Raw genomic sequence first — 25,614 nt, forward strand, 5'->3', positions numbered from 1 at the left:
CTGCTTATCTCTGCTGGCGGAGATAGCGCAGACTTAACGCTCCGCCTTCACCAGCCCTAGTGCTCGTTCCTTTTCTAATATTACCTCACGATCACGATTCAGCAGCTTCGCACGTGCCAACCATTTGGCAGCCGCACCCAGATCATTTGATGCAGCACTTTTCTCAGCCAGTTTGATGTAATGGTCAACTATCTTACTGGCAAGCCCCTTCACCTCTTCACCACGATATTGCCCTTCAGGGTCAATCTGGCGAATTTGATCGAGTGAAGCCTTAGCCGAACTTTCTGGCGGGTCAGTGTATTGAGCTTTCTCAATGTAAAGAGAAGCACGACGCAACTGATCGTCGATTTCAGAACGATCATTTTCATTGAGCTTAATCGCCTTTGTGTCGACGGTTCGGCCCTCCTTGGCTTGTGCCAATACGACAGGAGTTGCATCCTTCGGCGGCCGAGTCGCAAAGAAAATGACAGCACCAACAACTGCAACGGCAACAAGCGCCAGTCCCATCTGGGAACCCAACCATTTTTTTGTATCCGTCGAGCGCGATGCCCCGTTTGCCTTGCAAAAACTAGTCACATATTCTTCTGCCACACGTGGATCCAGTCCGACACGTTTGCCAGACGCCACATTAACTACTTTACTTAGTGCAAGACGTTCTTCTTTCTGATCCAGCTTCTTGTCGTTGTCGGTGAACTGATGCAGTAGCCTATCCAGCTCCTCCACGAGCGCACGTTCAGACACTGCGGAGTACTCATCTAGCTGTTCACGGATGACCAGCTCTATTTCTCTACTCACAATACCGCGTGCAGCGGATTCTTCTTTAATACGCCTCTCTTCACCCCGATCCAGATAAAAATCATCATCCACAGCCGCAGCTACGCGGTTCTTCAACCATTCCAGATCGGATTGATTCATATTTTCCTCTGTTTTTTTAAATTGTAATTTGAACGATCAAACCAGATCATGTCTCTGCAATCCCAACACACTACAAAATTTTCCAGCCCCATATACCTGACCTCTGCATCACGCTATGTTTGCGGCAAAAATCGTTAATGTAGCGCTCCGCAGTCTCTGGATCTACACCCCTCATCGCGCCAGGACGCGGTTTACAAACACTTTGCAAGGCGTCGCCACGACTCTTTTTATCTAATTTCTTTTCGGTGTCTGTAAACACATGCAGCAATGCATCAAGCTCATCCAACAGTACTTTTTCATTGACGACATTCAACCGTTGCAAAGCCATCGACAAAATCGACTCCACCCGCCTTACGTCTAGAGCCAAGGCCTTTTTTCCATATCGCAACAAACTGCTAAATGAGACGCTATCGCAGTACGAATTTGAAATACTGTCGGCAATATGAATATTGAATTTTTTCTGTTCATCGTCCAATAAAACATGATTTGACAATGGCAGATCCTTCAGTACGTGATCACTCTGCTCCTTGAAGGCAGCAATCTTTATCTGATCGTTAGGCAACGACGTATTTCCATCAATGTTTTGCACCTCTAATTGCGGTGAAATTATCTTCACCTTAACAACCGTTTGCTTCGTTCCACAAAAGGGACAAAAGCTCACAGTCCAATGAAATGTCGCCTGACAAGTCGATTCCTGGCATTGGTACTCAATTTCCGTTTTCACAAAATACCTCTTCGTACGTCACCCATACGCCACAGGGGAAAATCACCTGGTCATACCAATGAAATCAGCATCAATAAATTGCAATCAAACACTTCAAATTATCTTTCAAATAATAGCTCATCCTTCAACACCAATACCATTTATTTCCAGAAAAACAAATTTAAGAGCTCGGGCGAGCTCAGCCTGCTTATGAAAATCCCACACGACGTCCCACATAAACACCTGCTGCCGCAATTCAGCAGGTTTGAGACTGATCAATCTCTGCATCACCGCCGCGGCCTAAGCTAAAAGCATCGGCCAAGGACAAGGAGAACGCCATGTCAGCCCACCTGATCATCGAAGACGGCCAGCCCTGGTGGGACAGCGCCGATATCTGGGTCGTGCCGGGCAATGATCCGAATGGCCCGCCCGGCGCGCCCATTGCCGGCACCGCCAACTACCTGTGGGGCCGCGTGCACAACACGGGCGACAGCGCCTCGAACGGCGTGCGCGTGGACTTTTACTGGGCCGATCCATCCGGCCAGATCGCCGTCGGCGCCGCCACGCAGATCGGTTCCGCCTTTGCCGACTTGCCGCCGGGCGCCACGCAGGAAGTGCTGTGCCTGGTGCCGTGGGTTCCTGTCATCGTCAATGGCGGCCACGAATGCCTGCTGGCCGTGGCCCACGGCCCGGGCGACATCAACCCGCTGCCCGATCCCCTGCCCAGCGGTTTCCTCTTCCAGCCCACCTTGCACGAGCAGATCGCCCAGCGCAATGTCACCGTCGTGCTGGCGGCAAGGCACGCGCAGCTGCTGACCATCGCGGTGGGAGCCCTGCCCCGCGAAACAAAAAAAGTGGAACTGCAGCTGGAGTATGGCGGCGAGCTGCCGGAACGCCTGCTGGCCACCCTGGGACTTGAACGGTGGCAACCCGCCAGGGAAGCGCACCTGATCGCGGGACTGGCGCGCACGCCCCATTGCAATGGCGATACGCCCGGCGAGCAAAAGCTGGCGCTGGATGTGCCGCGCGGCAAGGCACTGGCCGTGTACCTGAGCGTGCGCGCCCAAGCGTTGCCGCCACGCCAGTATGCGCTGCTGCGCGTGCTGGAAAGCCAGCAGGGCAAGCTCATGGGTGGCATCACGTACATCGTCACCGATCAGGAGAAAGAGCAAGCGCAAGAGCAGGCGCAAGAACAGCACAGCCCCGAGGAGCAAGCATCATGAGCGACACCCCCCTGCAGGTGCTGACGCGGCCGTTCGCGATCGAGCCCGTCACCAATATCATGCTGCCCGATGGCATCTTCGACAATGCCATCTATGGCTTGCGCATCGCCGCCCACGTCACCAACACGTCGGGCAGCGCGCTGACGAATGTCACCGTGTACCTGGAAAGCGTGGGCGACCCCGGCATCGTGCCCGTGGCACGTACCTTCTTCTTTGCCAGCATCCCGGCCGGCGCGGCCATGCTGGTGATGTGGGATGCCGACTTCCAGCATGCGGCGCCCGGCAAGCGCCTGGTCAGCTTTGTCGCCAAGGCGGACGGCTACACGCCGCACCGCTCGATCCAGCAGATTTTTGTGTCGCAAACGCGCTTCGACAGCGCCACCAACACCTACACGTGCACGGTCGAGGAAGGCACGCTGGAACTGTCCAAGCCGCAAGGCCACCTGCCCGGCAAGCGCTGGGGCAGCACGGGCACGGATGGAAAAGAGTGCCGCTGCCCGCCAGGCCTGGGGCCCATCGTGCCGACCGGCATGACGCTCGTCTGGACGCCGAACCCCGCCTACGCCGGCACGCATGGCGAGCTGCCGTTTTCCGACCCGTGGTGGAAGATACTCGCCATCATCATCGCCGTCATCGCCGCGCTGGTGGCCATCATTGCCGCCGCGCTCGGCGCTGGCAAGGCCAGCTTCAGCGTGGGCGGCACGTTCGAGGAAACGGACCCCAGCGTGCATTGCTGCACGCCCAAGGGCGCCGCCTCGGGCAAGCCGGAATTCACGGTGGCGGGCGTGGCGTCGGCCATCGCCTCGGGCGCCATCGTTGCCGCCTGCTCGGATGTGGCCGATCCCTTCTGGCGTGGCCAGGAAGCAACACCGCCGGCCGCCGGCGAACTGACCCTGGCCGAGCGCGTGGTGGCGAAGTGGGTCTTGCCGGAAGCGCCGAATGCGGGCCAGCCCTATCAGGCCGACATCAGCTGGCAATACGAACGTTTTACGACGGGCGCCACCTACGAGCATGCCGTGAACGAGACGCAAGTCAACGTGCACGTGGCGGGCCCGGTGGAAACGGATAGCCCGCCCGTGGTCCAGGCGTTCGAGCCATTGTGGCTGCGCGCCAGTTTCAGGCGCGACAATGGCAACGTCTTCCGCGGCACGGAACTGTATGCATTCGTGCTGTTCCAGGCGCCGCAGGGCCTGTTCTTCGTGGAACCGCTGACCGATGATGGCCTCGGTTTCGATCCGGGCGCCAACGACGGCGTGTACGCGGCCAGCCTGGACCTGAAGCGGGCATACCGGACCCTGCTGCAATTCGAGCAGGAAGTCTACGGCACCTGGCGCGTGTTTGTCTTTGCACAGGATGTCAACCTGACCAAGCCCGGCACGCCGCCCGAAATCGCCGCCCAGCACATCGGCGGCATGTTCGTCGCCAGCGCCATCGAAATCACCTTCGACGACACCCTGCCCTGCCCGCTCAAGGCGCGGGCAAATATCATCGTGGTGTAGTGATAAGCGAGGTCATGCGTAGGTCGGGTAGGTCGGATTAGCGTGGCAAAGCCACGCGTAATCCGACAACATTGTTGGCTCCCGTCTGCACACCACGAGCGACTGAGAAAATGCTCAGGGCTAGGCGCCGCCCCGAAGACAGTACTTCAGTACAGTGAGGTAAAAGCGGGGCAGGCAACATCTCCCCGGCCTTGTATCAGCCGCTCTTAAACTTTGACGCTTTCAGCCTTGGCAATGACCGTGCGCGGAATGATATCCGTTGCCGGACAAGTATCCATCGCATCCGAATACGCGAGCCAGCGCTGCAGGCTTTCCATGCGGCGGATGGTGATGCCCTTGCCATTGATGTAGCCGATCTGCTCGAAATTGGCAGGACTGGTGGTCAGTTTCGACACGGTGGGCGCATTGTCGATCAACCGGTCGTAGGCCTTGCGCGCCTTGTGCTCCCACTTGGCCAGCACGGGGTCGTCAAAGCGATTGCTTTCAAAATACACGGTGATGGTGCGGTCGTGGTTGGCGAAGCCGACAATGGCAGCTCCCTTGCGTATGGTCAACAGGACATCTTCCTTGACGCCTGTGACGGGAACGAAGACGGCGGCGCGCCCATCCGCATCCGGCCGCTCCATGGGGATATCTTGTCCGATTATGCTCATCGCATCACGCTCTTAGTCCTGGCTTGTCAGCCTGTTGTATTGATATGGCTCTGTGGAGCTGTGCCTGGCGTAGGCGGGCTCTACCGCGGCCCGCGCCCCGTCCAGGCCCGCCGTCAAGCGGTTTATCAATAATACATTGCCGTGTGGCACTACACAAGATCACCGCGCCACGGGCGGTGCTCCTACGCCCGATGGCGAATGGTGGCGCCTGCGGCAATCGCCTTATAATGCCGTGTTTACTTCACGCCCAATACCTCCGCACCATGACGCTTCCCGAAAACGACACCAGCCGGCTCGACGCCATCAGCGCCGCCGCCACCGAAGTGGCCGCGCAAAACGTGGCCGACCTGCTGGCCATGGCCATCTGCCATCGCCCGGACGAACAGTCCCTGATCGTCTGCGACAAGCGCAGCTGGCTCAACGTCGTGTTGACGGAAGCGTATCGACTGGCCTTGCCGGATGCGGCCTTTATCGATTTCGACGAAGTCACGCCCGACGCCGTGCTGGCCGCGTTTGCCGAACTGCCGGCCGGCAGCCTCGTCGTGCTGATACAGTCGACAAGCTTCCGCCTGGAAGCGTTCCGCATCCGCATCGAGCTGTTCAAGCGTGGCCTGAAAGTGATCGAGCACGTGCACCTGTCGCGCATGCCCGGCGTGCAGGGACTGCATTACATCGCCTCGCTGGCCTACGACCCCGCCTACTATCGCGGCGTGGGCCACGCCTTGAAAGCGCGCATCGACACGGCCCGCCACGGCATGGTCGACAGCGGCGGCGAGCAGCTCGTGTTCGCCTCGCCATTCGAGGGCGCCAAGCTCAATATCGGCGACTACAGCGGCATGCACAATATCGGCGGCCAGTTCCCGCTGGGCGAGGTGTTTACGGAAGCGCAGGACCTGGAAGCCGTGAACGGGCGCGTGCGCATCTTTGTTTTCGGCGACACGCACTTCATGGTCAACCGCCCCGATACGCCGATCACCCTGATCATCGACAAGGGCCGGGTGACGGGCACGGAAAACGCCACGCCGGAATTTTTGGCCATGCTGGACATCATCCGCGCACATGAAGGCGAAGTGTGGGTGCGCGAACTGGGCTTCGGCATGAACCGCGCCTTTTCGCGCGAGCAGCTGGTCAACGACATCGGCACGTATGAACGCATGTGCGGCATCCATCTGTCGCTGGGCGCCAAGCATGGCGTCTACACGAAACCGCAATTCAAGCGCAAGGATGCGCGCTACCACGTCGATATCTTCGCCGTCACGGAAGCCGTCTACCTGGACGACGAGCGCGTGTACGCCGATGGCGCATGGACGGTGGAGCCCGTCGCTATCAGCTGAAAAAACCCGCCGCTGCCAGCTCGCGGTCCCACGGCGGCACGGGCTGGTATTCGGCCACGAGGAAATCGATCAGCGCGCGCACCTTGGGCGACGGCTGGCGGCTGGCCGGATACAGGGCGCTCAGGTGATTGAGCGGCAGTTCCCAGTCCGTCAGCACGGGCACCAGACTGCCATCGAGCAGATTGCGCCAGGCGAGGAAGGTGGTGCTGTAGACGATGCCGAGACCCCGCTGCGCCGCCTGGTGCAGCACCAGGCCGTTATTCGCCGTAAAACCCGCCTGTACGCGCACGCTCACTTCTTCGCGCGACTCGCCTTCTCCACGCTGGAAATGCCAGTTCGTGCCATCGGTCAGGTGGCTGAAATGCAGGCACAGGTGCTGCAATAGCTCTTGCGGCGTCTGCGGCACGCCCCATTGCGCCAGGTAGGCGGGGCTGGCGCACAGCACGGCGCGGCACGGCGCCAGCGGGCGCATGGCCAGCGCGCTGCTGTCCGGGATGCCGCCCACGCGTATCGTCAAGTCAAATCCGTGGCGTATCGGGTCGAGCAGCGCATCATCGACAAACAGCTCGGCCCGCACCTGCGGGTGCAGCAGGCTGAAACGGGCGACGGCGTCGGCCAGCCACGCGCTGCCGAAACTCGATGGCGCCTGGATGCGCAGCGGCCCGGCCAGCTCCGCCCCCGCTCCCGCCTGCGCCACGTGCGCCACCATGCGCGCCGCTTCCTGCGCCTGGCTGACGGTGGCCATGCACGGCGCCAGGTAGGCGCGGCCCGCGTCCGTCAAACTCACTTCGCGCGTGGAGCGGTGCAGCAGCCGCGCATGCAGGCGTTCCTCCAGCTGCATGATGGTCTTGCTGACCATGGCCCGCGTCAGGCCTAGGCGCTGCCCCGCCAGCGTGAAGCTGCGCTGGCGCGCCACCTCGACAAAGATTTCCATCGCTTTTAGTTGATCCATGTCAAAGATTGTCTGCGCTTTGGCGACAATCTGTCAACCGCTGGGCGATTGTTTGCCGCCCTCGCCCATCCTACAATGGCGCTTTCCACTGACCTCAGGAGCCGCCGCCATGCTAACGATCGAACAACAAGAACAGTATCAACGCGACGGCTACATTATCCTGCCCGGCTTCAAGGGCGCGGACGACATCGCCGCCCTGCGCGCGCGCGCCGAGCAGATTGTCAACGAATTCGACCCCAGCGTCAGCCAGTCCATCTTCACCACGCGCGACCAGGCAAAGAACACCAACGATTACTTTCTCGCGTCCGACAACACCATCCGCTGCTTCTTCGAGGAAGAGGCGTTCGACACGGACGGTCAGTTGAAGCAGGCGAAATCGCTGTCGATCAACAAGATCGGCCATGCCATGCACGACCTGGACCCCGTCTTCCGCGCTTTTTCGGCCGATCCGAAACTGGCCGAAGTGGCGCGCGACCTGGGCCTGGCGGACGCGCAGGTGTGGCAATCGATGTACATCTTCAAGCAGCCCGGCATCGGCGGCGAAGTGCGCTGGCACCAGGACGCCACGTATTTCGAGACCACGCCCATCAGCGTGACCACCTTCTGGTTCGCGCTGGAAGATGCCACCCTGGAAAACGGCTGCCTGTGGGCGGAACCGGGCGGACACCGCGGCCCCCTGCGCGAACGCTTCATCCGCAACGGCGACCAGGTAAGAGTGGAAAAACTCGACGCCACGCCATGGCCCGATGACAGCACGGCCGTGCCACTGGAAGTGAAGGCGGGCGCACTCGTCTGCTTCCACGGCTTGCTGCCCCACTACAGCGCGCCGAACCGCTCGCCCGTGTCGCGCCACGCCTACACCTTGCACGCCACCGACGGCCAGACGCAATATGCGGCCCACAACTGGATACAGCGCGACGACTCCTTCCCCGTTCGGGGCTTCGTCTGATGCGCATCGACGTCTTCGCCGCCCACTGGGGCAATAACGAGCTGCCGCCCGATGTCTTCATCGACAGGGTAGCGGCAGCCGGTTTCGACGGCATCGAGATGTCGCTGCCGCTGGACACCGCCCTGCGCGAAGAATGGACCAAGCGCATCGCGGATGCAGGCCTGGAACTGATCGCCGCGCAGTGGGAAACCGTGTTCCACAGTGACTTCGCGCTGCACCGCGCGGCTCTGACCGAGCTGCTGGAAAACGCCTGCCTGGCGCGCCCCGTGCTGGTCAACACGCACACGGGCAAGGATTTTTATACGCAGGCACAGAACGCAGAACTGCTCGACCTGGCCGCCGCCATCTCGGCCAGGCACGGCGTGCCCATCGTGCATGAAATCCACCGCAGCCGCTTTTCCGGCCACCCGATGCTGCTGCTGCCGTATCTGCGGCAGTATCCCGAGCTGCCATTGACGGCCGACTTGTCGCACTGGTGCTGCGCCTGCGAATCGCTGCTGGAAGACCAGCCGCAGACCCTGGCGCAAGTGCTGCCGCTGGTGCGCCACGTGCATGCGCGCGTGGGCCATGCGCAGGGGCCGCAAGTAGCCGACTTCCGCGCACCGGAAGCGAAACCTGCGCTCGACGCCCACCTGGCCTGGTGGGACGCCATCGTCGCCCTGCGCCGCGCGGCCGGCGCCGAGCGCATGACGTTCACGCCGGAATTCGGCCCCGCGCCCTACACGCAAACCTTGCCCTGGACGCAGCAGCCCGTGAGCGACGCGTGGGAACAGAACGTCGCCATGCTCAAGCTGCTGCGCGCACGCTATCCGACAGACTGAGGAGGCTGCGCAAAATTGGCCTGCACGAAATCGATGAAGGTACGCAGCGGCGCGGGCAGATGGCGCCGGCCCGCATAGTATAAAAACGGGCCGGGAAAGGGCATCGCCCAGTCTTCCAACACGGGCTGCAGCTGGCCCGCATCGATATACGGCTGCAGCCACTCTTCAAACAGATAGACGAGGCCATGGCCGGCGATGGCCATGCTGACCGCAAAATCGGCCGCCGTCGGCGTGACGATCACGGGGCCGTCCGGCTCCACGCTCACTTTTTGCCCGTCGCGCTCGAACTCCCACGGTGGAATCGCGCCGCTGAGGAATTTCCCCAGCAGGCAGGCATGCCGCAGCAGGTCGCGCGGATGCACGGGCACGCCGCGCTGCGCCAGGTAGGAGGGCGCGCCCGCCACCGCGAAGCGCTGCGTGCGCGGGCCGATGGGGATGGCGATCATGTCCTGCTCCAGCCGTTCGCCATAGCGGATGCCCGCGTCGCAACCGCTGGCGACGACATCGACAAAATTATTATCGACCACCAGCTCGACCCTGATCTGCGGATGGACGCGCAGGAACCCGTCAACCATGGGCTGCAGGAAGAAGCGCGCCGCGTTGACCGGCACGTTCAGGCGCAAGATGCCGCGCGGGCTGTCGCGCAAGTCATTCAGCACGTCGAGTGCGCTGCTCACCTCATCGAGCGCCGGGCGCAGGCGCGTCAGCAGCAGCGCACCGGCCGCCGTCGGCGTCACGCTGCGCGTCGTGCGTTCCAGCAGGCGGATACCCAGCTGCTGCTCCAGCCGCCGCAGCGCTTCGCTCATGGCGGACGCGGATTGCCCGCTGGCGCGCGCGGCCTGGCGAAAACCGTGATGCCGGGCCACCAGGGCAAAGGCGGACAAATCGGCCATGGACGGGTTGTCTGCATGCATGAGTAGCGCTTTCATTGTGCGTAAATGAGTACAGCCTGTACCGGATTGACCCGATTATCATACAGCGCAATCGGCCTTACGATGGCTGCTCCCTTACTCGACCACCACACAGGAGCTGCCATGCACACGTATTCCCCCGCCCGCGACCAATTCACGCCCGCCCATTGCGACATCCGATTCAACCGCCTCGGCTACGGCGCCATGCAACTGGCCGGCCCGCACGTCTGGGGTCCGCCGAAAGACCGCGCCGCCGCCGTCGCCGTGCTGCGCGAAGCCATCGAACTGGGCGTCAACCATATCGACACGTCGGACTTTTACGGCCCGCACGTCACCAACCAGATCATCCGCGAAGCGCTGCATCCCTACCGCGACGGTTTGACCATCGTCACCAAGATCGGCTTCGTGCGCGGCGCCGACCAGTCCTGGCTGCCGGCCGCATCGCCACAGCAGCTGCGCGACGCCGTGCACGACAACCTGCGCAACCTGGGCCTGGACGTGCTCGACGTGGTCAACCTGCGCGCGCCGGGCATGGACGGCCCGGACGGCTCGTCGCTTGCCGGGCCGCTGGACACCTTGGTGCAGCTGCAGCGCGAAGGCCTGGTGCGCCATATCGGCCTGTCCAATGTCGATGCGGCCCAGGTGGCCGAGGCACAGCGCATCAGCCCCATCGTCTGCGTGCAGAACCACTACAACCTGGCGCACCGCGCGGACGATGCGCTGATCGACTCCCTGGCCGCGCAAGGCATCGCCTATGTGCCGTTCTTCCCCCTGGGCGGCTTTTCGCCGCTGCAGTCCGATACCTTGAACCAGGTGGCGGCCGCCCTGCAAGCCACGCCAATGCAGGTGGCGCTGGCCTGGCTGCTGCAGCGCGCGCCGAACATGCTGGTCATTCCCGGCACCTCGTCGGTGGCGCATCTGCGCGAAAACGTCGCGGCCGGCGCGCTCACGCTGGACGCACAGGCGCTGGAAGCATTGAGGTCGCTTGCAACTAAGTAGCGCACTATATATACTGTGCCCATGGATACCACTACCACCCCCAACCCCTTGCACCAGGTGCCGCGCCTGGACGGCCAGTTGTGCTTTGCGCTGTACTCGACCTCGCTTGCCATGAACAAGCTGTACCGCAAGCTCCTGCGCAAGCTCGGTCTGACCTATTCGCAATACCTGGTGATGATGGTGTTGTGGGAGCGCGACGGCTTGACGGTGTCGGAAGTGGGCGAGCGGCTGTTCCTCGACTCGGCCACCCTGACGCCCTTGCTCAAGCGCATGGAGCAATCGGGCCTGCTGACGCGCACGCGGGCCGCCAGCGACGAGCGCCAGGTCATCATTTCCTTGACGCCGCAGGGCGACCAGCTGCGCCACGAGGCGGCCCTGCTGCCCGAAGCCATCCTGGCGGCCAGCCACTGCAGCGTGGAGCAGGTTGTGGACATGAAACAACAACTGAACCAGTTGCGCGACAGCCTGATGAAAAGTGAGTAAAAGCGCCGCTTTTCCGAGCAAAATCAGGCAAAGCATCCCCCTGACGGCGCCAGGCAAAAGCTGGCGCGAAATCCGCCTTTCTTTATTACAAATCGATACATGGATGGCCCCACCCTGCGTATAGAATAGTTGCCACTATTTCCTTACAGCAACATCAGGGTGATCATGCGCATACCTTTCGGCTCCGTCGCTTCGCTGGCTCTGTGTTTTACCGTGTCGGCCTTTGCCGCCGAACCATTCGACGACAAGTTCCGCCAGCTAGAAGAAGTGCTGCCCACCCCGAATACCTACCGCACCGCCTCCGGCGCGCCGGGCCACGCCTACTGGCAGCAGCGCGCCGACTACACGATCCGCGCCACGCTCGATGAAGCCAGGCGCGAAATCACCGGCAGCGGCACCATCACTTATCACAACCAGTCGCCCGACACGCTCGGCTACCTGTGGGTGCAGCTGGACCAGAATATCTACAAGCCCGATTCCGACGCGCGCCGCATGGCCACGGCGCCCTCGCGCCAGGCGTGGGCCAGGACGACGGGCGAAGACACGATGAAATTCGAAGGCTTGCGCGGCATCCTCGCGCGCGGCGACTTCCAGGGCGGCTTCCATATCCGCCGCTTGACGGGCGCCGATGGCCAGCCTTTGAAGCACATGATCAACCGCACCATGATGCGCATCGACTTGCCGCAGCCCTTGAAGCCGGGCCAGGATTTCGCTTTCCAGATCGACTGGGACTACCGCATCAACGAACAGAAGGTGCTGGGCGGGCGGGCCGGCTATGAAGTCTTCGACGACAAGAACGCCCTGTTCGAAGTGGCGCAGTGGTTCCCCCGCATGGCCGCCTATTACGACGCGGCCGGCTGGCAGCACAAGCAGTTCCTCGGCTCGGGCGAATTCACCCTGGAGTTCGGCGACTACGACGTGCGGCTGACGGTGCCCGCCGACCATATCGTCGCCTCCACGGGCGAGCTGCAAAACCCGCAGGACGTGCTGTCTGCCACGCAGCGCGAGCGCCTGGACAAGGCCCGCGGCAGCGACAAGCCCGTCGTCATCGTCACGCAAAAGGAAGCGGAAGCGGCCGAAAAATCCGTGAGTCGCGCGCAAAAGACGTGGCACTTCAAGGCGTCCAACGTGCGCGACTTCGCCTGGGCCTCGAGCCGCAAGTTCATCTGGGATGCGCAGGGCTACAAGAAAGGCGGCAGCGACGTGATGGCCATGTCCTACTATCCGAAGGAGGGCAATCCGCTGTGGGAAAAATACAGCACGCAAGCCATCGTGCACACGATCGAGCAGTACAACAAGTACAGCATAGCCTACCCGTACCCGACGGCCATTTCCGTCAACGGCCCCGTGGGCGGCATGGAGTATCCGATGATCTCGTTCAACGGCCCCCGTCCGGTGAAAGACAAGAAGACGGGCGAGCTGACGTATTCGAAGCGCACCAAGTATGGCCTGATCGGCGTGATCATCCATGAAGTGGGCCACAACTACTACCCGATGATCATCAACTCGGACGAGCGCCAGTGGACGTGGATGGACGAGGGCCTCAACACCTTCGTGCAATACCTGGCGCAGCAGGCGTGGGAAGAAAACTATCCGGCTTCGCGGGGCGAGCCGCGCGAGATCGTCGATTACATGCGTAGCCGCGACCAGGTCCCCATCATGACCAATTCCGAATCCTTGCTGCAGTTCGGTAACAACGCCTACGCCAAGCCGGCGGCGGGCCTGAACATCCTGCGCGAAACCATCCTCGGGCGCGAGCTGTTCGACTACGCTTTCAAGGAATATGCGCAGCGCTGGAAGTTCAAGCGCCCCACGCCCGCCGACTTTTTCCGCACCATGGAAGACGCTTCCGGCACGGACCTCGACTGGTTCTGGCGCGGCTGGTTTTATACGACCGACCCGGTCGACATCAGCATCGACGGCATCAGCGAATACGGCGTGAGCTCGAAAGATCCGGCCACGGAAAAAGCGTGGAAAAAGGCGCAAAAAGACGCCCAGCCGGAATCCGTCACGAGCCGCGCCAACAAGGGCATGCCGCGCCGCGTCGATGCGCATCCGGAGCTCAAGGATTTCTACAACCAGCACGACGACTTCACGGTGACCAACAAGGAGCGCAACGCCTACGCCGAAGCGCTGGCCGCCCTGGAACCGTGGGAAAAGGACTTGCTGAAACAGGGCAAGCACCTGTACCTGGTCGACCTGTCGAACGTGGGCGGCATGGTCATGCCGCTGATCCTCGAGATCGAACTGAAAAGCGGCAGGAAGTACATCGAGCGCGTGCCGGCCGAAGTATGGCGCTACTCGCCGAAGAAAATCACCAAGGTCGTCATCACCGATGAGCCGATGGTGGGCCTGGTGCAGGACCCGTACTGGGAAACGGCCGACATCGACACGAGCAACAACAGCTGGCCGCGCAAAATTACGCCATCGCGCCTGGAACTGTTCAAGAGCGAGAAGTCGCCCAAGGATAACCTGATGCGCGATTTCCATACGCCGCTGAAAGGCCAGAACGGCGGCTCGTCCAAGGGCGACGAGGCATGAAGCGCTGGCGCGCGATGGGCGCCGCCTTGCTGGCCTGCGCCAGCATGGCGGCCGGCGCCCACAACTTCCACATGGGTATTGCCGACATCAGCTACAACGCGGCCAGCGGCAGCACGGAAGTGGTGCACACCTACACGGGCCACGACGTCGAGGCGCTGCTGACGAATCTGTACCAGCGCCAGTTCGACCTGGGCCAGGAAGACAGCGAAGCGGCCCTGCGCCGCTATGTGGAAAAACAGTTTTACCTGGTGGGGCCGGACGGCAAGCGATTGCGCCTGAACTGGGTCGGCATGAAGGTCAATGCCGACAACGTGGTGATCTTCCAGGAGATCGAACGCACGCGCCTGGCCCCCGCCACGCGCATCCACAACCAGCTGCTGACCGACTTCCTGCCCAGCCAGCGCAATACCCTCAACGTGCAGGACAGCGGCGCCATCCAGACGCTGATTTTCGACCGCCAGAACACGGAACTGCCGATCCGCTAAGTCCATGACGCCACGCTACCTTCCCCTCCTCCTCGCCACCCTGTTTTCAGCCACCGCCGCCCACGCCGACGACATCTTCCAGCGCGTGCTCGTCGACGGTTCGCGCCTGAACCAGCTGGGCGTGGCCGATTCGGCCAACGCGGGCAGCGTCACGCAACGGCAGCTCGATGCGCGCACCAGCTACCGGCCCAGCGAATTGCTCGAAGCCGTGCCGGGACTGATCGTCAGCCAGCATAGCGGCGAAGGCAAGGCCAACCAGTTCTACCTGCGCGGCTTCAACCTCGATCACGGCACGGACTTGCGCACCACCGTCGACGAGATGCCCGTCAACCAGCGCAGCCATGGCCACGGGCAGGGCTGGACGGACCTGAACTTTTTGATCCCCGAACTGGCCATGCGCCTCGATTACAAAAAGGGGCCGTATTCGGCGGCGCAAGGCGATTTTTCCTCGGCGGGCGCGGCATCCGTCGTCTACGCGAACCGCCTGACGCAGGGCGTCGCCAGCGTGGGCATCGGGAAAAACGGCTTTCGCCGCGCCCTGCTGGCCGACTCGCTCGATGCGGGCGACGGCAGCCTGCTGTACGCGCTCGAAGCGCAGCGCAACGACGGCCCGTTCACGCAGCCGGACCGCTACCGCAAGCTCAATGGCGTGCTGCGCTACAGCGAAGGCTATGCCAACAACGGCTTCAACGTCACGGCCATGGCGTATGACGCCAGCTGGAACGCCACCGACCAGATTCCGTTGCGCGCCGTGCAGGACGGCACCCTGGGCCACTTCGACGCCATCGATGCCAGCGACGGCGGCAAGGCGCAACGCTACAGCCTGTCGGGCGCCTGGCGCCAGACGACGGACGACGTCTCGTCCAAAGTCAGCGCGTATGTGATCGCCAACCGCCTGGCCCTGTTCTCGAATTTTACGTATGCGATGGACGACCCCGATAACGGCGACCAGTTCGCCCAGCCCGACCGGCGCGTGACGGCCGGTCTCGACGCCAGCCGCACCTGGCACCGCCACACGGACGGCGGCAGCAGCGACACCACCATCGGCGTGCAGCTACAGAACGACAATATCCATAATGGCCTGTACCACACGCGGCAGCGGCAGATCGTGTCGACCACGCGGCAAGACCATATCGTCGAATCGAGCATCGGCGTGTATGGCGAAAACAGCACGCGCTGGTCGCGCTGGCTGCGCACCGTGGCCGGCCTGCGCGCGGATGCCTACCGCTTCGACGTGCGCAGCGACCGCGCCGCCAATTCGGGCAAGGCCAGCGACCATTTGTTCAGCCCCAGCCTGAGCGTGATCGCCGGGCCGTGGCGCGATACGGAAGCGTATCTCAACATCGGCAATGGTTTTCACAGCAACGACGCGCGCGGCACGACGATCACGGTCGACCCGAAAACGGGCGAAGCGGCCGACAAGGTCACGCCCCTCGTGCGCTCGCGCGGACTGGAACTGGGCTTGCGCAGCGCCGCCATCGCCGGCCTGCAAACGTCGCTGTCGCTGTACCGGCTGGACTTCGATTCCGAGCTGCTATTCATCGGCGACGCGGGCGCCACCGAGGCGGGCCGCCCCAGCCGCCGCTACGGCATCGAGTTTTCCGGCTACTACAAGGCGGCCGGCTGGCTGTCGCTGGACCTGGACCTGGCGTATGCGCAGGCACGCTCGCGCGGCAGCGATCCGGCCGGTGACTTCATTCCCGGCGCCATCGAAGGCGTAGCCCAGCTGGCCATGACGGTGACGCCGCGAGGTCCGTGGTCGGGCTCCCTGCGCTTGCGCTACTTCGGTCCGCGCCCGCTGGTGGAAGACAACAGCGTGCGCTCGTCGGCCAGCGTGGGCTTGAACGGGCGCATCGCCTACCAGATCGACAAGACCTTGCGCGTGGAGCTGGAAGGCTACAACCTGGCCAACCGGCGCGACTCGGCCATCGATTACTACTATGCTTCGCGCCTGCCCGGCGAGGCGCAAGCCGTCGACGATATCCACTTCCATCCGGTGGAATCGCGCTCGCTGCGCCTGACCCTGGTAAAGAATTTTTAAGTAAACAAGAATAATTCTTATCGGACTGCACAGGAAGCGCCGCGAAGTCGTAGAATGCCAGGCTGGATAAACTGATACAGGCCCGTTCCGGCCCGCACCGCCATGAGCACTGCCGCACCGATCTTTACCGACCCGTCCCGCCTCAAGGACGCCTTGCGCGACGACGGCTATGCCGTCCTGCGCCCGCAGGACGTGGCCGCGCTGGCCGGCTGTCCGCTGGACGCATTGCGCGCGCTGGAACCGAGCTGGAATACCCTGGCGCTGGACAATTACCTGAAGGATGGCGGCCGCTATCGCCGCCGGCGCCACTCGTGCTTCGTGCAGGATGGCGAACGCCTGGCCCAGACGGCGCACCGTCCGCACTGGCAGCCGGTGGAATACAACGCCCTGCACGGCGGCATGCACCGCCTGTTCGAACCGGTCGAAGCGGCTATCGTCGCGCAAGCGGCCTGGCAGCAGCTGATCCGCGCGCTGGGCGACGCCTGCTCGCAGGTCAAGGGCAGCCAGCCCTGGTTCATCGAGGCGCACCAGTTCCGCATCGATACGACGGACGGCATCGGCCGCCCCACGCCGGAAGGCGCGCACCGCGACGGCGTCGATTTCGTCGCCGTGCTGCTGGTCGGGCGCGAACAGATCAAGGGCGGCGAGACGCGCATCTTCGAAGCGGACGGCCCCAACGGCAAACGCTTTACCCTGACCGAACCGTGGTCGCTGCTGCTGCTCGACGACGCGGCCGTCATCCACGAATCGACGCCGATCCAGCCCCTGGGCGAACATGGCCACCGCGACACGCTCGTGCTGACCTATCGCGCAGGCCAGTTCCAGGGCGAAAACTGACAGGCGACCACAGCATTCCCTGTGGCCAAAATAGTTACTTGGAAGTTACTTTTGCAGACCTAAATCCGATATAGTCATACGATGTCGATATTGCGCGCTCACGGCGCCCAGCATCACCACACTGAAATCCTAGGAGAGGTCTGTGGACTCCAACAACCAAATCAAGCCTGACGAAATCGAGATCCTGATCGTCGAGGACAGCCCGACCCAGGCGGAGCGCTTGCGCCGCCTGATCCAGTCGCTGCACTACAACGCGCGCGTGGCGGCGAATGGCCAGCTGGCCCTGGCTGCCATCCGCGAGCGCAAGCCGCACCTGGTGCTGTCCGATATCGTCATGCCTGAAATGAATGGCTACGACCTGTGCCGCGCCATCAAGTCCGACCCGACCCTGCGCGACATCCCCGTCATCCTCGTCACCTCGCTCAACGACCCGAAGGACATCATCCGCGGCATCGAGTGCGGCGCCGACAATTTCATCCGCAAGCCCTACGCGGAAGACTACCTGCTCAACCGCATCAGCCACATGCTGATGAACCAGAAGCTGCGCAAGAACCAGAACGTGGAAATCGGCATCGCCCTGTACCTGGGCGACCAGAAGCATTTCATCAATGCGGAACGCCAGCAAATCCTCGACCTGCTGATCTCCACCTATGAACAGGCGGTGCAGGTCAACGGCGAACTGCAGGCGCGCGAACGCCAGGTGATCGAACTGAACATGCGCCTCGCGCACCATGCGGCCGAGCTGGAAACCATCAACCGCGAAATCGCCCTGAAAAACCTGGAACTGGCCGAAGCGAGCCGCATGAAGTCGGCCTTCATCGCCAATATGTCGCATGAATTGCGTACGCCGCTCAACGCCATCATCGGCTTCACCGGCGCGCTGCTGATGAAACTGCCCGGCCCCCTGACGCCCGACCAGGACAAGCAACTGAACACCATCCGCGCCAGCGCGCGCCATTTGCTCTCGCTGATCAACGACATCCTCGATGTGGCCAAGATCGAGGCGGGCAAGCTGACCCTGTCGATCGAACCCGTACATTGCCAGGAACTGATGGCCGACGTGGCCGACACCCTGCGCCCCCTGGCCCAGCAAAAGGGCCTGGCGCTGGAACTCGAACTGGGCGAGCCAGGCCAGCCGCCCGCCATCATCGACACGGACCGCCGCGCGCTGACGCAAATCCTCATCAACCTGCTCAACAACGCCATCAAGTTCACGGAACAGGGCACGGTGCGCATCAGCCTGGCCCAGCGCGACGAAGACGGCGTGCTGGTGACGGAAATGAGCATCGCCGACAGCGGCGCCGGCATCAAGGAAGAAGACCAGGCCAAGCTGTTCCAGGCCTTCTCGCAGCTCGATTCCACCTCCACGCGCCACGTGGAAGGCGCGGGACTGGGCCTGTACCTGTGCCAGAACCTGGCCAACGCCATCGGCGGCGCCCTGTTCTTCAACAGCGACTACGGCCATGGCAGCACGTTTACGCTGGCATTGCGCAGCAAGGCCTGAGCTTTCTGTGCGCCGCAACATGAAATACTGACTTTTTGACATCAAAGCGAGACCGATACAGTAGTTCTACGGTATTGCACTGCACCATTTTCAGCGCTATAGTAGAACCGTCTCCTCCAATTCGTTCTCCGAACATTGGATTCAGCCCGCGAATACAACCGCGGGCTTTTTTTTGCCTGCGTTTTTCATTCTCTTCATCATTCCTTAACTAAATCAACCGGCTTAGTTATATCAATCGTTTGAGATATATGCTTAAATCTCCGGCATGATTGAAAAACACATTTCCCCAGCACCAGCCGCCGACGATGGGCGCAAACCCCGCTCCGATGGCGAACAGTCGCGCGAGCGGCTGCTCCATAGCGCCATCCGCCTGTTTGCCGAACAGGGCTACGCCAGGACGTCCACGCGCGAACTGGCGCAGGCGGCCGGCACCAACGCGGCCGCCATCAGCTACTATTTTGGCGACAAGGCGGGCCTGTACCGCGCCGCCTTCGCCCAGCAGTCAGCGAACCCGCAAGACAATATCGCGCTGTACGACCAGCCGCACTTCACCCTGCGCCAAAGCCTGGAAGGCTTTTATGCGCAATTGCTCGCCCCCATGCAGCAGGGCGAGATCGCGCGCGACTGCATGCGCCTGTGGTGCCGCGAGATGCTCGAACCAACGGGCCTGTGGGCGCGCGAGATCGACGAGAACATCCGCCCCGAACACGAAGCGCTCACGCGCGTGCTGGCGCGCCATTTGGGCGTCCCCGACAGCAGCGACGACATGCACCGCCTGGCGTTTTCCATCGCCTCGCTGGCCCTGCAGCACATGGTGGGCGCCGACGTGCTGCAAACCTTGCGTCCGCAATTGCTGGCAACGCCGTACGCTCTCGACACCTGGCTGGCGCGCATGACCGACTACGCGCTGGCCATGGCCGAGGTGGAGCGCCGGCGCCTGGCCCAACCCTCTTCACCCGATACCGCTCAACGACAAGCAGAAGGACCAGCATGACGACTATTCGACGTACCGCTCAACGCGCCCTGGCCGCCAGCATCGTGCTGGCGCTGGGCGGCTGCGCCCTGCAGGGGCCGCCCGCGGTGGTGGCCGCCGGCGTGCCCGAGCAGTGGCAGGCGCCGCTGCCGCACAACGGCAAGCTGACGGACCTGGCCAGCTGGTGGCAAGGCCAGGGCGACAGCCTGCTGGTGGAATTGATCAGCGACGCGCAGCAGGTCAGCCCCACCATCGCCACCTCCCGCACGCGCATCGTGCAGGCGCGCGCCGACAGCATCGCCAGCGGCGCCGCGCTGGCGCCCACCTTGGACGCGACGGGCAGCGTGGTGCGTACCAGCCAGCAATCGGCCCAGCCCAGCGGCACCACCTCGCAGGCGGCGCTGCAGGCGTCGTGGGAAATCGACGTGTTCGGGGCCAACCGCGCCACGCGCGACGCGGCTCAGGAGCGCTACGACAGCGCCCGCGCGGGATGGCATGAGGCCCGCGTCTCGGTGGCCGCCGAAGTGGCGAACCAGTACTACGCCTTGCGCACCTGCCGGCAATTGCAGGCCGTGTCCGAACAGGATGCCGTCTCGCGCCGCGACTCGGCGCGCTTGACGGAACTGAGCGCCGGCGCCGGCTTCCAGCCGCCCGCCAACGCCGCCCTGGCCCGCGCCAGCGCGGCCGAAGGCGCCAGCCGCGCCATCGAACAGCGGGCCGCCTGCGACGTGAATGTCAAGGCGCTGGTGGCCCTGTCGGCCATGCCGGAAGCATCGCTGCGCCAGAAGCTGGCCGCCAGCCCCGCCATCCTGCCTTCGCCCGTGGCGATCACGGAACTGCCGGCGCAAACCCTGGGCCAGCGTCCCGACGTCTACAGCGCCGAACGCGAAGTGGCGGCCGCCAGCTTCGAAGTACGCGGTGCGCAGGCGCAGCGCTATCCCCGTCTGAGCCTGGCCGGCTCCATCGGCAAGGGCAATATCCGCGCCGGCGGCACCAGCATCACGGCCAGCACCTGGAGCATCGGCCCGCTGGCCGTCAGCCTGCCCATCTTCGATGGCGGCACGCGCCGCGCGCAGATCGATGCGGCCACGGCGCGCTACGACGAAGCCGTGGTGAAATACCGCGCCGGCGTGCGCCAGGCCGTGCGCGAAGTGGAAGAGGCGCTGGTCAACCTGGCCAGCACGGACGAGCGCAGCAGCCATGCAAAGACGGCCCTGGAAGGCTACCGCGTGTCGTTCGTCGCCACGGAAGACCGCTACAAGAATGGCCTGGCCAGCCTGATCGAACTGGAAGACGCGCGCCGCACGCGCCTGGCCGCCGAAAACACGGTGGTCAACCTCGAGCGCGAACGCAGCGCCGCCTGGGTGGCGCTGTACCGCGCCGCCGGCGGCGGCTGGAGCAGCAGCGCCATCGCCAACAATACCCCCTGACGGATACACAACATGAAAAAACTGACCTTGAAACCGATGGCGTTCGCGCTGGCCGCCCTTTGCGTGATGCTGGGCGCCGGCGTGGCCCTGTACTCCCCCTCCTCCACGGCGGCGGACGACGCCAAGGATAAGAACGCGGCGCAAAAACCGGCGCTGACCGTCACCACGGCCAAGCCGCAGACGGCCAGCCTGCCCATCAAGCTGAACGCCAACGGCAACGTGGCCGCCTGGCAGGAAGCCGTCATCGGCAGCGAATCGAACGGCCTGCGCCTGACCGACGTGCGCGTGAACGTGGGCGACGTCGTGCGCGCCGGCCAGGTGCTGGCCGTGTTCTCGAGCGACACGGTGAACGCCGACGTGGCGCAGGCGAAGGCCGCCGTGCAGGAAGCGCAAGCCAATGCCGCGGAAGCGGCCGCCAACGCGCAGCGCGCCCGCTCGCTGCAAAGCACGGGCGCCATCAGCGCGCAGCAGATCAGCCAATACCTGACGGCCGAACAGACGGCCAATGCGCGCATCGCGTCGGCCAAGGCGCAGCTGGCCTCGCAGCAGCTGCGTCTGAAATACACGCAGGTGGTGGCGCCCGACAGCGGCATCATCTCGTCGCGCTCGGCCACCGTGGGGTCGGTGGTGGGCGCCGGCACGGAACTGTTCCGCATGATCCGCCAGGGCCGCCTCGAATGGCGCGCCGAAGTGACGGCCACCGAACTGCTGAACCTCAAGCCTGGCACCCTGGCGCAGGTGAAGGCGGCCAACGGCAGCGTTTTGACGGGCAAGGTGCGCATGATCGCCCCTACCGTCGATCCGCAGACGCGCTCGGCCCTCGTCTACGTGGACCTGCCCGCCAGCACGGGCAGCAATGCGCCATTCAAGGCCGGCATGTACGCCAGCGGCGAATTCGAACTGGGCACCTCGGGCGCCCTGACCGTGCCGCAGCAGGCGATCGCCGTGCGCGACGGTTTCAGCTATGTCTTCCGCCTCAATCCCGACCAGCGGGTCAGCCAGATCAAGGTGCAGGCCGGACGGCGCCTGAGCGACCGCATTGAAATCCTTGGCGGCATCACGGCCGACACGACGATTGTCGTCAGCGGCGCCGGCTTCCTCAATGACGGCGACCTGGTACGCAACGTGCAAACCCCGGTGGCGGCAGCTGTCAAGCCGGCCACGGCGAAAAAGTAAGGAGAGGCCATGAATTTTTCCTCCCTCTCGATCAAGAATCCGATCCCGGCCATCATGCTGTTCGCGCTGCTGACACTGGCCGGTCTGCTGGCCTACAAGGCCAATCCGGTGCAGGATTTCCCCGACATCGAACTGCCCATCGTCACCGTCAGCGCCGTGCTGCCCGGTGCCGCGCCGGCCCAGCTGGAAACGGAAGTGGCGCGCAAGATCGAAGACTCCGTCGCCACCTTGCAAGGCGTGAAGAACATCTACACCAAGGTGCTCGATGGCGTCGTCACGGTGACCGTCGAATTCATCCTGGAAAAGCAGATCGCCGAAGCCGTCAACGACGTGCGCGACGCCGTCGCCCGCGTGAAAGCGGACATGCCGGCCGAGCTGCGCGACCCCACCGTCACCAAGGCTTCCACGGCCGGCAGGGTCGTGCTGACCTTTATCGCCACGGCGAAGCCCGGCGTGGACAATCCGCTCGATGCGCCCGACCTGTCGTGGTTCGTCGACAATACGGTGGCCAAGCGCCTCTTGACCGTGCCCGGCGTGGGCGCCGTCACCAGAGTCGGTGGCGTCTACCGAGAAATCCAGGTGGAACTCGACGAGGCCCGCATGGCCGCATTGAAGGTGTCGGCACTCGACGTGTCGCGCCAGCTGCGCCTGGTGCAGCGCGAAGCGCCCGGCGGCCGGGGCGACATCAGCGGCGCCGAACAGTCGGTGCGCACCATCGCCACCGTCAAGACGGCCGATGAACTGTCGCGCGTGGAAGTGCCGCTGCCGGACGGCCGCCACGTGCGCCTGGACCAGGTGGCGACCGTGCGCGACACCATCGCCGAACCGCGCGCGCTGGCCGAACAGGATGGCAAGACCGTCGTCGCCTTTGAAGTATTCCGCACCAAAGGCGCCAGCGAAGTGGCCGTCGCCAGCGGGGCGCGCGCCGCCATCGCCGACCTGCAGAAGGAAAACCCCAGCGTGGTGCTGCAGCAGTCGATCGACAATGCCTTCCCCGTCGAGGAAAACTTCGAAGGCTCGATGGAGCTGCTGTACGAAGGCGCGCTGCTGGCCGTGCTGGTGGTGTGGTGGTTCCTGCGCGACTGGCGCGCCACCCTGGTGGCCGCGGCCGCCCTGCCCCTGTCCGTGATGCCGGCCTTCCTCGGCATCTACTGGTTCGGCTACACGCTCAACACCGTCACCCTGCTGTCGCTGGCCCTGGTCGTCGGCGTGCTGGTCGACGACGCCATCGTGGAAATCGAAAACATCGAGCGCCATCTGCGCATGGGCAAGTCACCGATGGAAGCGGCCATGGAAGCTGCCGACGAAATCGGCATGGCGGTGATCGCCACCACATTCGCGCTGGTGGCCGTGTTCCTGCCGACGGCCTTCATGAGCGGCATTCCCGGCCTGTTCTTCAAGCAGTTCGGCTGGACGGCCGTGCTGGCCGTGCTGGCGTCCTTGGTGGTGGCGCGGCTGCTCACGCCGATGATGGCGGCCTATATCCTGAAACCGCTGCCGCACAAGAAAGAGCAGGATGGCTGGCTGATGACGCGCTACTTGCGTGTCATGCGCTGGTGCCTGAACCACCGCGGCACCACGGCCATCGCCGCGGCCCTGTTCTTCGTCGGCGCCATCGCGCTCGTGCCGCTGCTGCCGACCGGCTTCGTGCCTGCCGCCGACCGCGCACAGACGCAGATCAACCTGGAACTGCCGCCCGGCTCCACCCTGGCTGAAACGCAGGCCGTGGCGGCCCTGGCGCGCGACGCGGCCATGCGCACGCCAGGCATCCAGGGCGTCTTCAGTTCCATCGGCGGCGGCTCCAGCGGCGACGCCTTCGCCCCCGGCGCGGCGGCCGAGGCGCGCCGCGCCGTGCTGACCCTGACCACCGTGCACCGCACGGAGCGCAAGGAATCGATGGCGGACCTGGAAACGCAGCTGCGCCACAAGCTCGATACCATTCCCGGCGCCCGCTTCACGGTGGGACCGCCCGACACGGGCGTCAAGATGCAGCTGGTGCTGCGCTCGGAAGACCCGGTGGCGCTGATGGCAGCGGCGCAAAAGGTCGAGCGCGAATTGCGCGGCTTGAAAGGCATCGGCAACGTCAATTCCAGCGCCTCGCTGGTGCGCCCGGAAATCATCGTGCGCCCCGACTTTGCGAAAGCGGCCGACCTGGGCGTGACGGCGGCGGCCATCGGCGAAACCGTGCGCGTGGCCACGGCGGGCGACTACGACACGGACCTGACGAAAATGAACCTGCCCGAGCGGCAGGTGCCGATCCGCGTCAAGCTGCCCAACAGCGTGCGCGCCGACCTGGCCGCCATCGAGCGCCTGACCGTGCCCGGCAAGAATGGTCCCGTGCGCCTGGCGAACGTGGCCACGGTGACGATGGAAAGCGGCCCGGCGCAGATCGACCGCTTGAACCGCAGCCGCAACGTGACCCTCGACGTGGAACTCGGTTCGCGCACCCTGGGCGAACTGAATGAAGAGGCGCGTGCGCTGCCGTCGATGAAAAATCTGCCGCCATCCGTGAAGATCGCCGAGCTGGGCGACGCGCAGGAAATGGCGTCGCTGTTCGCCAGCTTCGGCCTGGCCATGCTGATCGGCGTGCTGTGCATCTATTGCGTGCTGGTGCTGCTGTTCAAGGACTTCATGCAGCCGGTGACCATCCTGGCGGCGCTGCCGCTGTCGATCGGCGGCGCCTTCGTCGCCCTCTTGATCACGGGCAGCGCCCTGTCGATGCCGTCGATGATCGGCCTGATCATGCTGATGGGGATCGTCACCAAGAACTCCATCCTGCTGGTCGACTATGCGATCCTGGCGCGCCAGGCGGGCATGAACCGCTTCGACGCGCTGGTCGACGCCTGCCACAAGCGCAGCCGCCCCATCCTGATGACGACGATCGCCATGGGCGCCGGCATGATGCCGCTGGCGCTGGGCTGGGGCGCCGACCCCAGCTTCCGTTCGCCGATGGCCATTACCGTCATCGGCGGCCTGATCACGTCGACCCTGTTGAGCCTGCTGGTGGTGCCGGCCGTGTTCACCTACATCGACGACCTCGAGCACCTGCTCAAGCGCGGCATGGCGAAACTGCGCCGCCAGAAGGCGCCGCTGCGGCGCGACGACAAGGTGGCGCTGGAAAAATAAGCGCCGCCATTATTTGCAAAATCGCCCCCTGCGGGCAAGGAAGCGAGGGACCGGCCGGC

21 protein-coding genes are annotated in these 25,614 nt (G+C 63.7%); 16 read left to right on the forward strand and 5 right to left on the reverse strand.

The genetic code is table 11. From position 1 onward, the window contains the following. Positions 1-33: 33 nt before the first annotated feature. Together BLU39_RS13525 and BLU39_RS13530 are read right to left on the reverse strand one after the other, a co-directional pair. On the reverse strand, positions 34-915 hold the full coding sequence (locus BLU39_RS13525) for a hypothetical protein (RefSeq protein WP_092713774.1): 882 nt from the start codon (positions 913-915) through the stop codon (positions 34-36). Between the two features lie 70 nt (positions 916-985). Beyond that, positions 986-1,639 (reverse strand): hypothetical protein, encoded by a 654-nt coding sequence (locus BLU39_RS13530; protein WP_139178263.1) that lies wholly within the window; start codon positions 1,637-1,639, stop codon positions 986-988. A 317-nt stretch (positions 1,640-1,956) separates the two neighbouring features. Here BLU39_RS13530 and BLU39_RS13535 point away from each other — a divergent pair, with 317 nt between their 5' ends. Both BLU39_RS13535 and BLU39_RS13540 read left to right on the forward strand, forming a co-directional pair. Next, positions 1,957-2,841, forward strand: a complete 885-nt coding sequence (locus BLU39_RS13535; RefSeq protein WP_092713778.1) for a hypothetical protein — start codon at positions 1,957-1,959, stop codon at positions 2,839-2,841. Then, on the forward strand, positions 2,838-4,340 hold the full coding sequence (locus tag BLU39_RS13540; protein WP_092713780.1) for a choice-of-anchor X domain-containing protein: 1,503 nt from the start codon (positions 2,838-2,840) through the stop codon (positions 4,338-4,340). Before BLU39_RS13535 ends, BLU39_RS13540 begins: the two co-directional genes overlap by 4 nt. Before the next feature lie 206 nt (positions 4,341-4,546). Here the strand turns inward: BLU39_RS13540 and BLU39_RS13545 are convergent, their stop codons facing one another. Next, on the reverse strand, positions 4,547-4,993 hold the full coding sequence (locus tag BLU39_RS13545) for a hypothetical protein (RefSeq protein ID WP_232731189.1): 447 nt from the start codon (positions 4,991-4,993) through the stop codon (positions 4,547-4,549). Positions 4,994-5,256: 263 nt separating this feature from the next. Between BLU39_RS13545 and BLU39_RS13550 the strand changes: the two genes are divergently transcribed. Then, a complete protein-coding gene (locus tag BLU39_RS13550) occupies positions 5,257-6,327 on the forward strand; it encodes a M29 family metallopeptidase (RefSeq protein WP_092713784.1) in 1,071 nt (356 codons plus the stop codon). Here BLU39_RS13550 and BLU39_RS13555 read toward each other — a convergent pair. After that, positions 6,320-7,279 (reverse strand): LysR family transcriptional regulator, encoded by a 960-nt coding sequence (locus BLU39_RS13555; protein ID WP_254788967.1) that lies wholly within the window; start codon positions 7,277-7,279, stop codon positions 6,320-6,322. The two genes, BLU39_RS13550 and BLU39_RS13555, sit on opposite strands and share 8 nt — an antisense overlap. Before the next feature lie 109 nt (positions 7,280-7,388). On the opposite strand from BLU39_RS13555, the gene BLU39_RS13560 reads away from it, so the two are divergent. Then, positions 7,389-8,228, forward strand: coding sequence for a phytanoyl-CoA dioxygenase family protein (locus BLU39_RS13560; RefSeq protein ID WP_092713788.1), 840 nt, complete (start codon positions 7,389-7,391; stop codon positions 8,226-8,228). Then, positions 8,228-9,049, forward strand: a complete 822-nt coding sequence (locus BLU39_RS13565) for a sugar phosphate isomerase/epimerase family protein (RefSeq protein WP_092713790.1) — start codon at positions 8,228-8,230, stop codon at positions 9,047-9,049. Before BLU39_RS13560 ends, BLU39_RS13565 begins: the two co-directional genes overlap by 1 nt. Here the strand turns inward: BLU39_RS13565 and BLU39_RS13570 are convergent. Then, a complete protein-coding gene (locus BLU39_RS13570; protein WP_175539292.1) occupies positions 9,034-9,963 on the reverse strand; it encodes a LysR family transcriptional regulator in 930 nt (309 codons plus the stop codon). The genes BLU39_RS13565 and BLU39_RS13570 overlap by 16 nt on opposite strands. Positions 9,964-10,083: 120 nt before the next feature. Here BLU39_RS13570 and BLU39_RS13575 point away from each other — a divergent pair, with 120 nt between their 5' ends. The 11 genes from BLU39_RS13575 (at position 10,084) to BLU39_RS13625 (ending at position 25,555) form a co-directional block, all read left to right on the forward strand. Then, positions 10,084-10,959, forward strand: a complete 876-nt coding sequence (locus tag BLU39_RS13575) for an aldo/keto reductase family oxidoreductase (RefSeq protein ID WP_092713794.1) — start codon at positions 10,084-10,086, stop codon at positions 10,957-10,959. A gap of 21 nt (positions 10,960-10,980) precedes the next feature. Continuing rightward, a complete protein-coding gene (locus BLU39_RS13580) occupies positions 10,981-11,442 on the forward strand; it encodes a MarR family winged helix-turn-helix transcriptional regulator (protein WP_092713796.1) in 462 nt (153 codons plus the stop codon). Positions 11,443-11,607: 165 nt separating this feature from the next. After that, on the forward strand, positions 11,608-13,983 hold the full coding sequence (locus BLU39_RS13585) for a M1 family metallopeptidase (RefSeq protein ID WP_092713798.1): 2,376 nt from the start codon (positions 11,608-11,610) through the stop codon (positions 13,981-13,983). Beyond that, positions 13,980-14,468 carry a DUF6702 family protein gene (locus BLU39_RS13590; protein ID WP_092713800.1) on the forward strand — a complete coding sequence of 163 codons (489 nt, stop codon included), beginning with the start codon at positions 13,980-13,982 and terminating at the stop codon, positions 14,466-14,468. The genes BLU39_RS13585 and BLU39_RS13590 overlap by 4 nt, the downstream gene beginning before the upstream one ends. A gap of 4 nt (positions 14,469-14,472) precedes the next feature. After that, a complete protein-coding gene (locus BLU39_RS13595) occupies positions 14,473-16,509 on the forward strand; it encodes a TonB-dependent receptor (RefSeq protein ID WP_092713802.1) in 2,037 nt (678 codons plus the stop codon). Positions 16,510-16,611: 102 nt separating this feature from the next. Continuing rightward, complete coding sequence (locus BLU39_RS13600) at positions 16,612-17,346, forward strand: 2OG-Fe dioxygenase family protein (protein ID WP_092713804.1); 735 nt, start codon at positions 16,612-16,614, stop codon at positions 17,344-17,346. 142 nt (positions 17,347-17,488) lie between these two features. Then, entirely contained in the window at positions 17,489-18,850 is a 1,362-nt protein-coding gene (locus tag BLU39_RS13605) for a hybrid sensor histidine kinase/response regulator (protein WP_092713806.1), read from the forward strand. A gap of 265 nt (positions 18,851-19,115) precedes the next feature. Beyond that, positions 19,116-19,844, forward strand: coding sequence for a CerR family C-terminal domain-containing protein (locus BLU39_RS13610; protein WP_092713808.1), 729 nt, complete (start codon positions 19,116-19,118; stop codon positions 19,842-19,844). Further along, the gene (locus tag BLU39_RS13615; protein ID WP_092713810.1) at positions 19,841-21,253 is read left to right on the forward strand and encodes an efflux transporter outer membrane subunit; all 1,413 of its coding nucleotides are present in this window, start codon (positions 19,841-19,843) and stop codon (positions 21,251-21,253) included. Before BLU39_RS13610 ends, BLU39_RS13615 begins: the two co-directional genes overlap by 4 nt. A gap of 12 nt (positions 21,254-21,265) precedes the next feature. Further along, positions 21,266-22,429 (forward strand): efflux RND transporter periplasmic adaptor subunit, encoded by a 1,164-nt coding sequence (locus BLU39_RS13620; RefSeq protein WP_092713812.1) that lies wholly within the window; start codon positions 21,266-21,268, stop codon positions 22,427-22,429. Positions 22,430-22,438: 9 nt separating this feature from the next. Next, positions 22,439-25,555 carry an efflux RND transporter permease subunit gene (locus tag BLU39_RS13625; protein ID WP_092713814.1) on the forward strand — a complete coding sequence of 1,039 codons (3,117 nt, stop codon included), beginning with the start codon at positions 22,439-22,441 and terminating at the stop codon, positions 25,553-25,555. Positions 25,556-25,614: the final 59 nt, after the last annotated feature.

This window comes from Janthinobacterium sp. OK676, assembly GCF_900103595.1.
In the GTDB taxonomy this organism is placed as follows: Bacteria; Pseudomonadota; Gammaproteobacteria; order Burkholderiales; family Burkholderiaceae_D; genus Janthinobacterium.

Coding starts and splice junctions, on each gene's coding strand:
- BLU39_RS13525 (WP_092713774.1), bottom strand. CDS start 915: ATGAATCAATCCGATCTGGAATGGTTGAAGAACCGCGTAGCTGCGGCT.
- BLU39_RS13535 (WP_092713778.1), top strand. CDS start 1,957: ATGTCAGCCCACCTGATCATCGAAGACGGCCAGCCCTGGTGGGACAGC.
- BLU39_RS13540 (WP_092713780.1), top strand. CDS start 2,838: ATGAGCGACACCCCCCTGCAGGTGCTGACGCGGCCGTTCGCGATCGAG.
- BLU39_RS13545 (WP_232731189.1), bottom strand. CDS start 4,993: ATGAGCATAATCGGACAAGATATCCCCATGGAGCGGCCGGATGCGGAT.
- BLU39_RS13550 (WP_092713784.1), top strand. CDS start 5,257: ATGACGCTTCCCGAAAACGACACCAGCCGGCTCGACGCCATCAGCGCC.
- BLU39_RS13555 (WP_254788967.1), bottom strand. CDS start 7,279: ATGGATCAACTAAAAGCGATGGAAATCTTTGTCGAGGTGGCGCGCCAG.
- BLU39_RS13560 (WP_092713788.1), top strand. CDS start 7,389: ATGCTAACGATCGAACAACAAGAACAGTATCAACGCGACGGCTACATT.
- BLU39_RS13565 (WP_092713790.1), top strand. CDS start 8,228: ATGCGCATCGACGTCTTCGCCGCCCACTGGGGCAATAACGAGCTGCCG.
- BLU39_RS13570 (WP_175539292.1), bottom strand. CDS start 9,963: ATGCATGCAGACAACCCGTCCATGGCCGATTTGTCCGCCTTTGCCCTG.
- BLU39_RS13575 (WP_092713794.1), top strand. CDS start 10,084: ATGCACACGTATTCCCCCGCCCGCGACCAATTCACGCCCGCCCATTGC.
- BLU39_RS13580 (WP_092713796.1), top strand. CDS start 10,981: ATGGATACCACTACCACCCCCAACCCCTTGCACCAGGTGCCGCGCCTG.
- BLU39_RS13585 (WP_092713798.1), top strand. CDS start 11,608: ATGCGCATACCTTTCGGCTCCGTCGCTTCGCTGGCTCTGTGTTTTACC.
- BLU39_RS13590 (WP_092713800.1), top strand. CDS start 13,980: ATGAAGCGCTGGCGCGCGATGGGCGCCGCCTTGCTGGCCTGCGCCAGC.
- BLU39_RS13595 (WP_092713802.1), top strand. CDS start 14,473: ATGACGCCACGCTACCTTCCCCTCCTCCTCGCCACCCTGTTTTCAGCC.
- BLU39_RS13600 (WP_092713804.1), top strand. CDS start 16,612: ATGAGCACTGCCGCACCGATCTTTACCGACCCGTCCCGCCTCAAGGAC.
- BLU39_RS13610 (WP_092713808.1), top strand. CDS start 19,116: ATGATTGAAAAACACATTTCCCCAGCACCAGCCGCCGACGATGGGCGC.
- BLU39_RS13615 (WP_092713810.1), top strand. CDS start 19,841: ATGACGACTATTCGACGTACCGCTCAACGCGCCCTGGCCGCCAGCATC.
- BLU39_RS13620 (WP_092713812.1), top strand. CDS start 21,266: ATGAAAAAACTGACCTTGAAACCGATGGCGTTCGCGCTGGCCGCCCTT.
- BLU39_RS13625 (WP_092713814.1), top strand. CDS start 22,439: ATGAATTTTTCCTCCCTCTCGATCAAGAATCCGATCCCGGCCATCATG.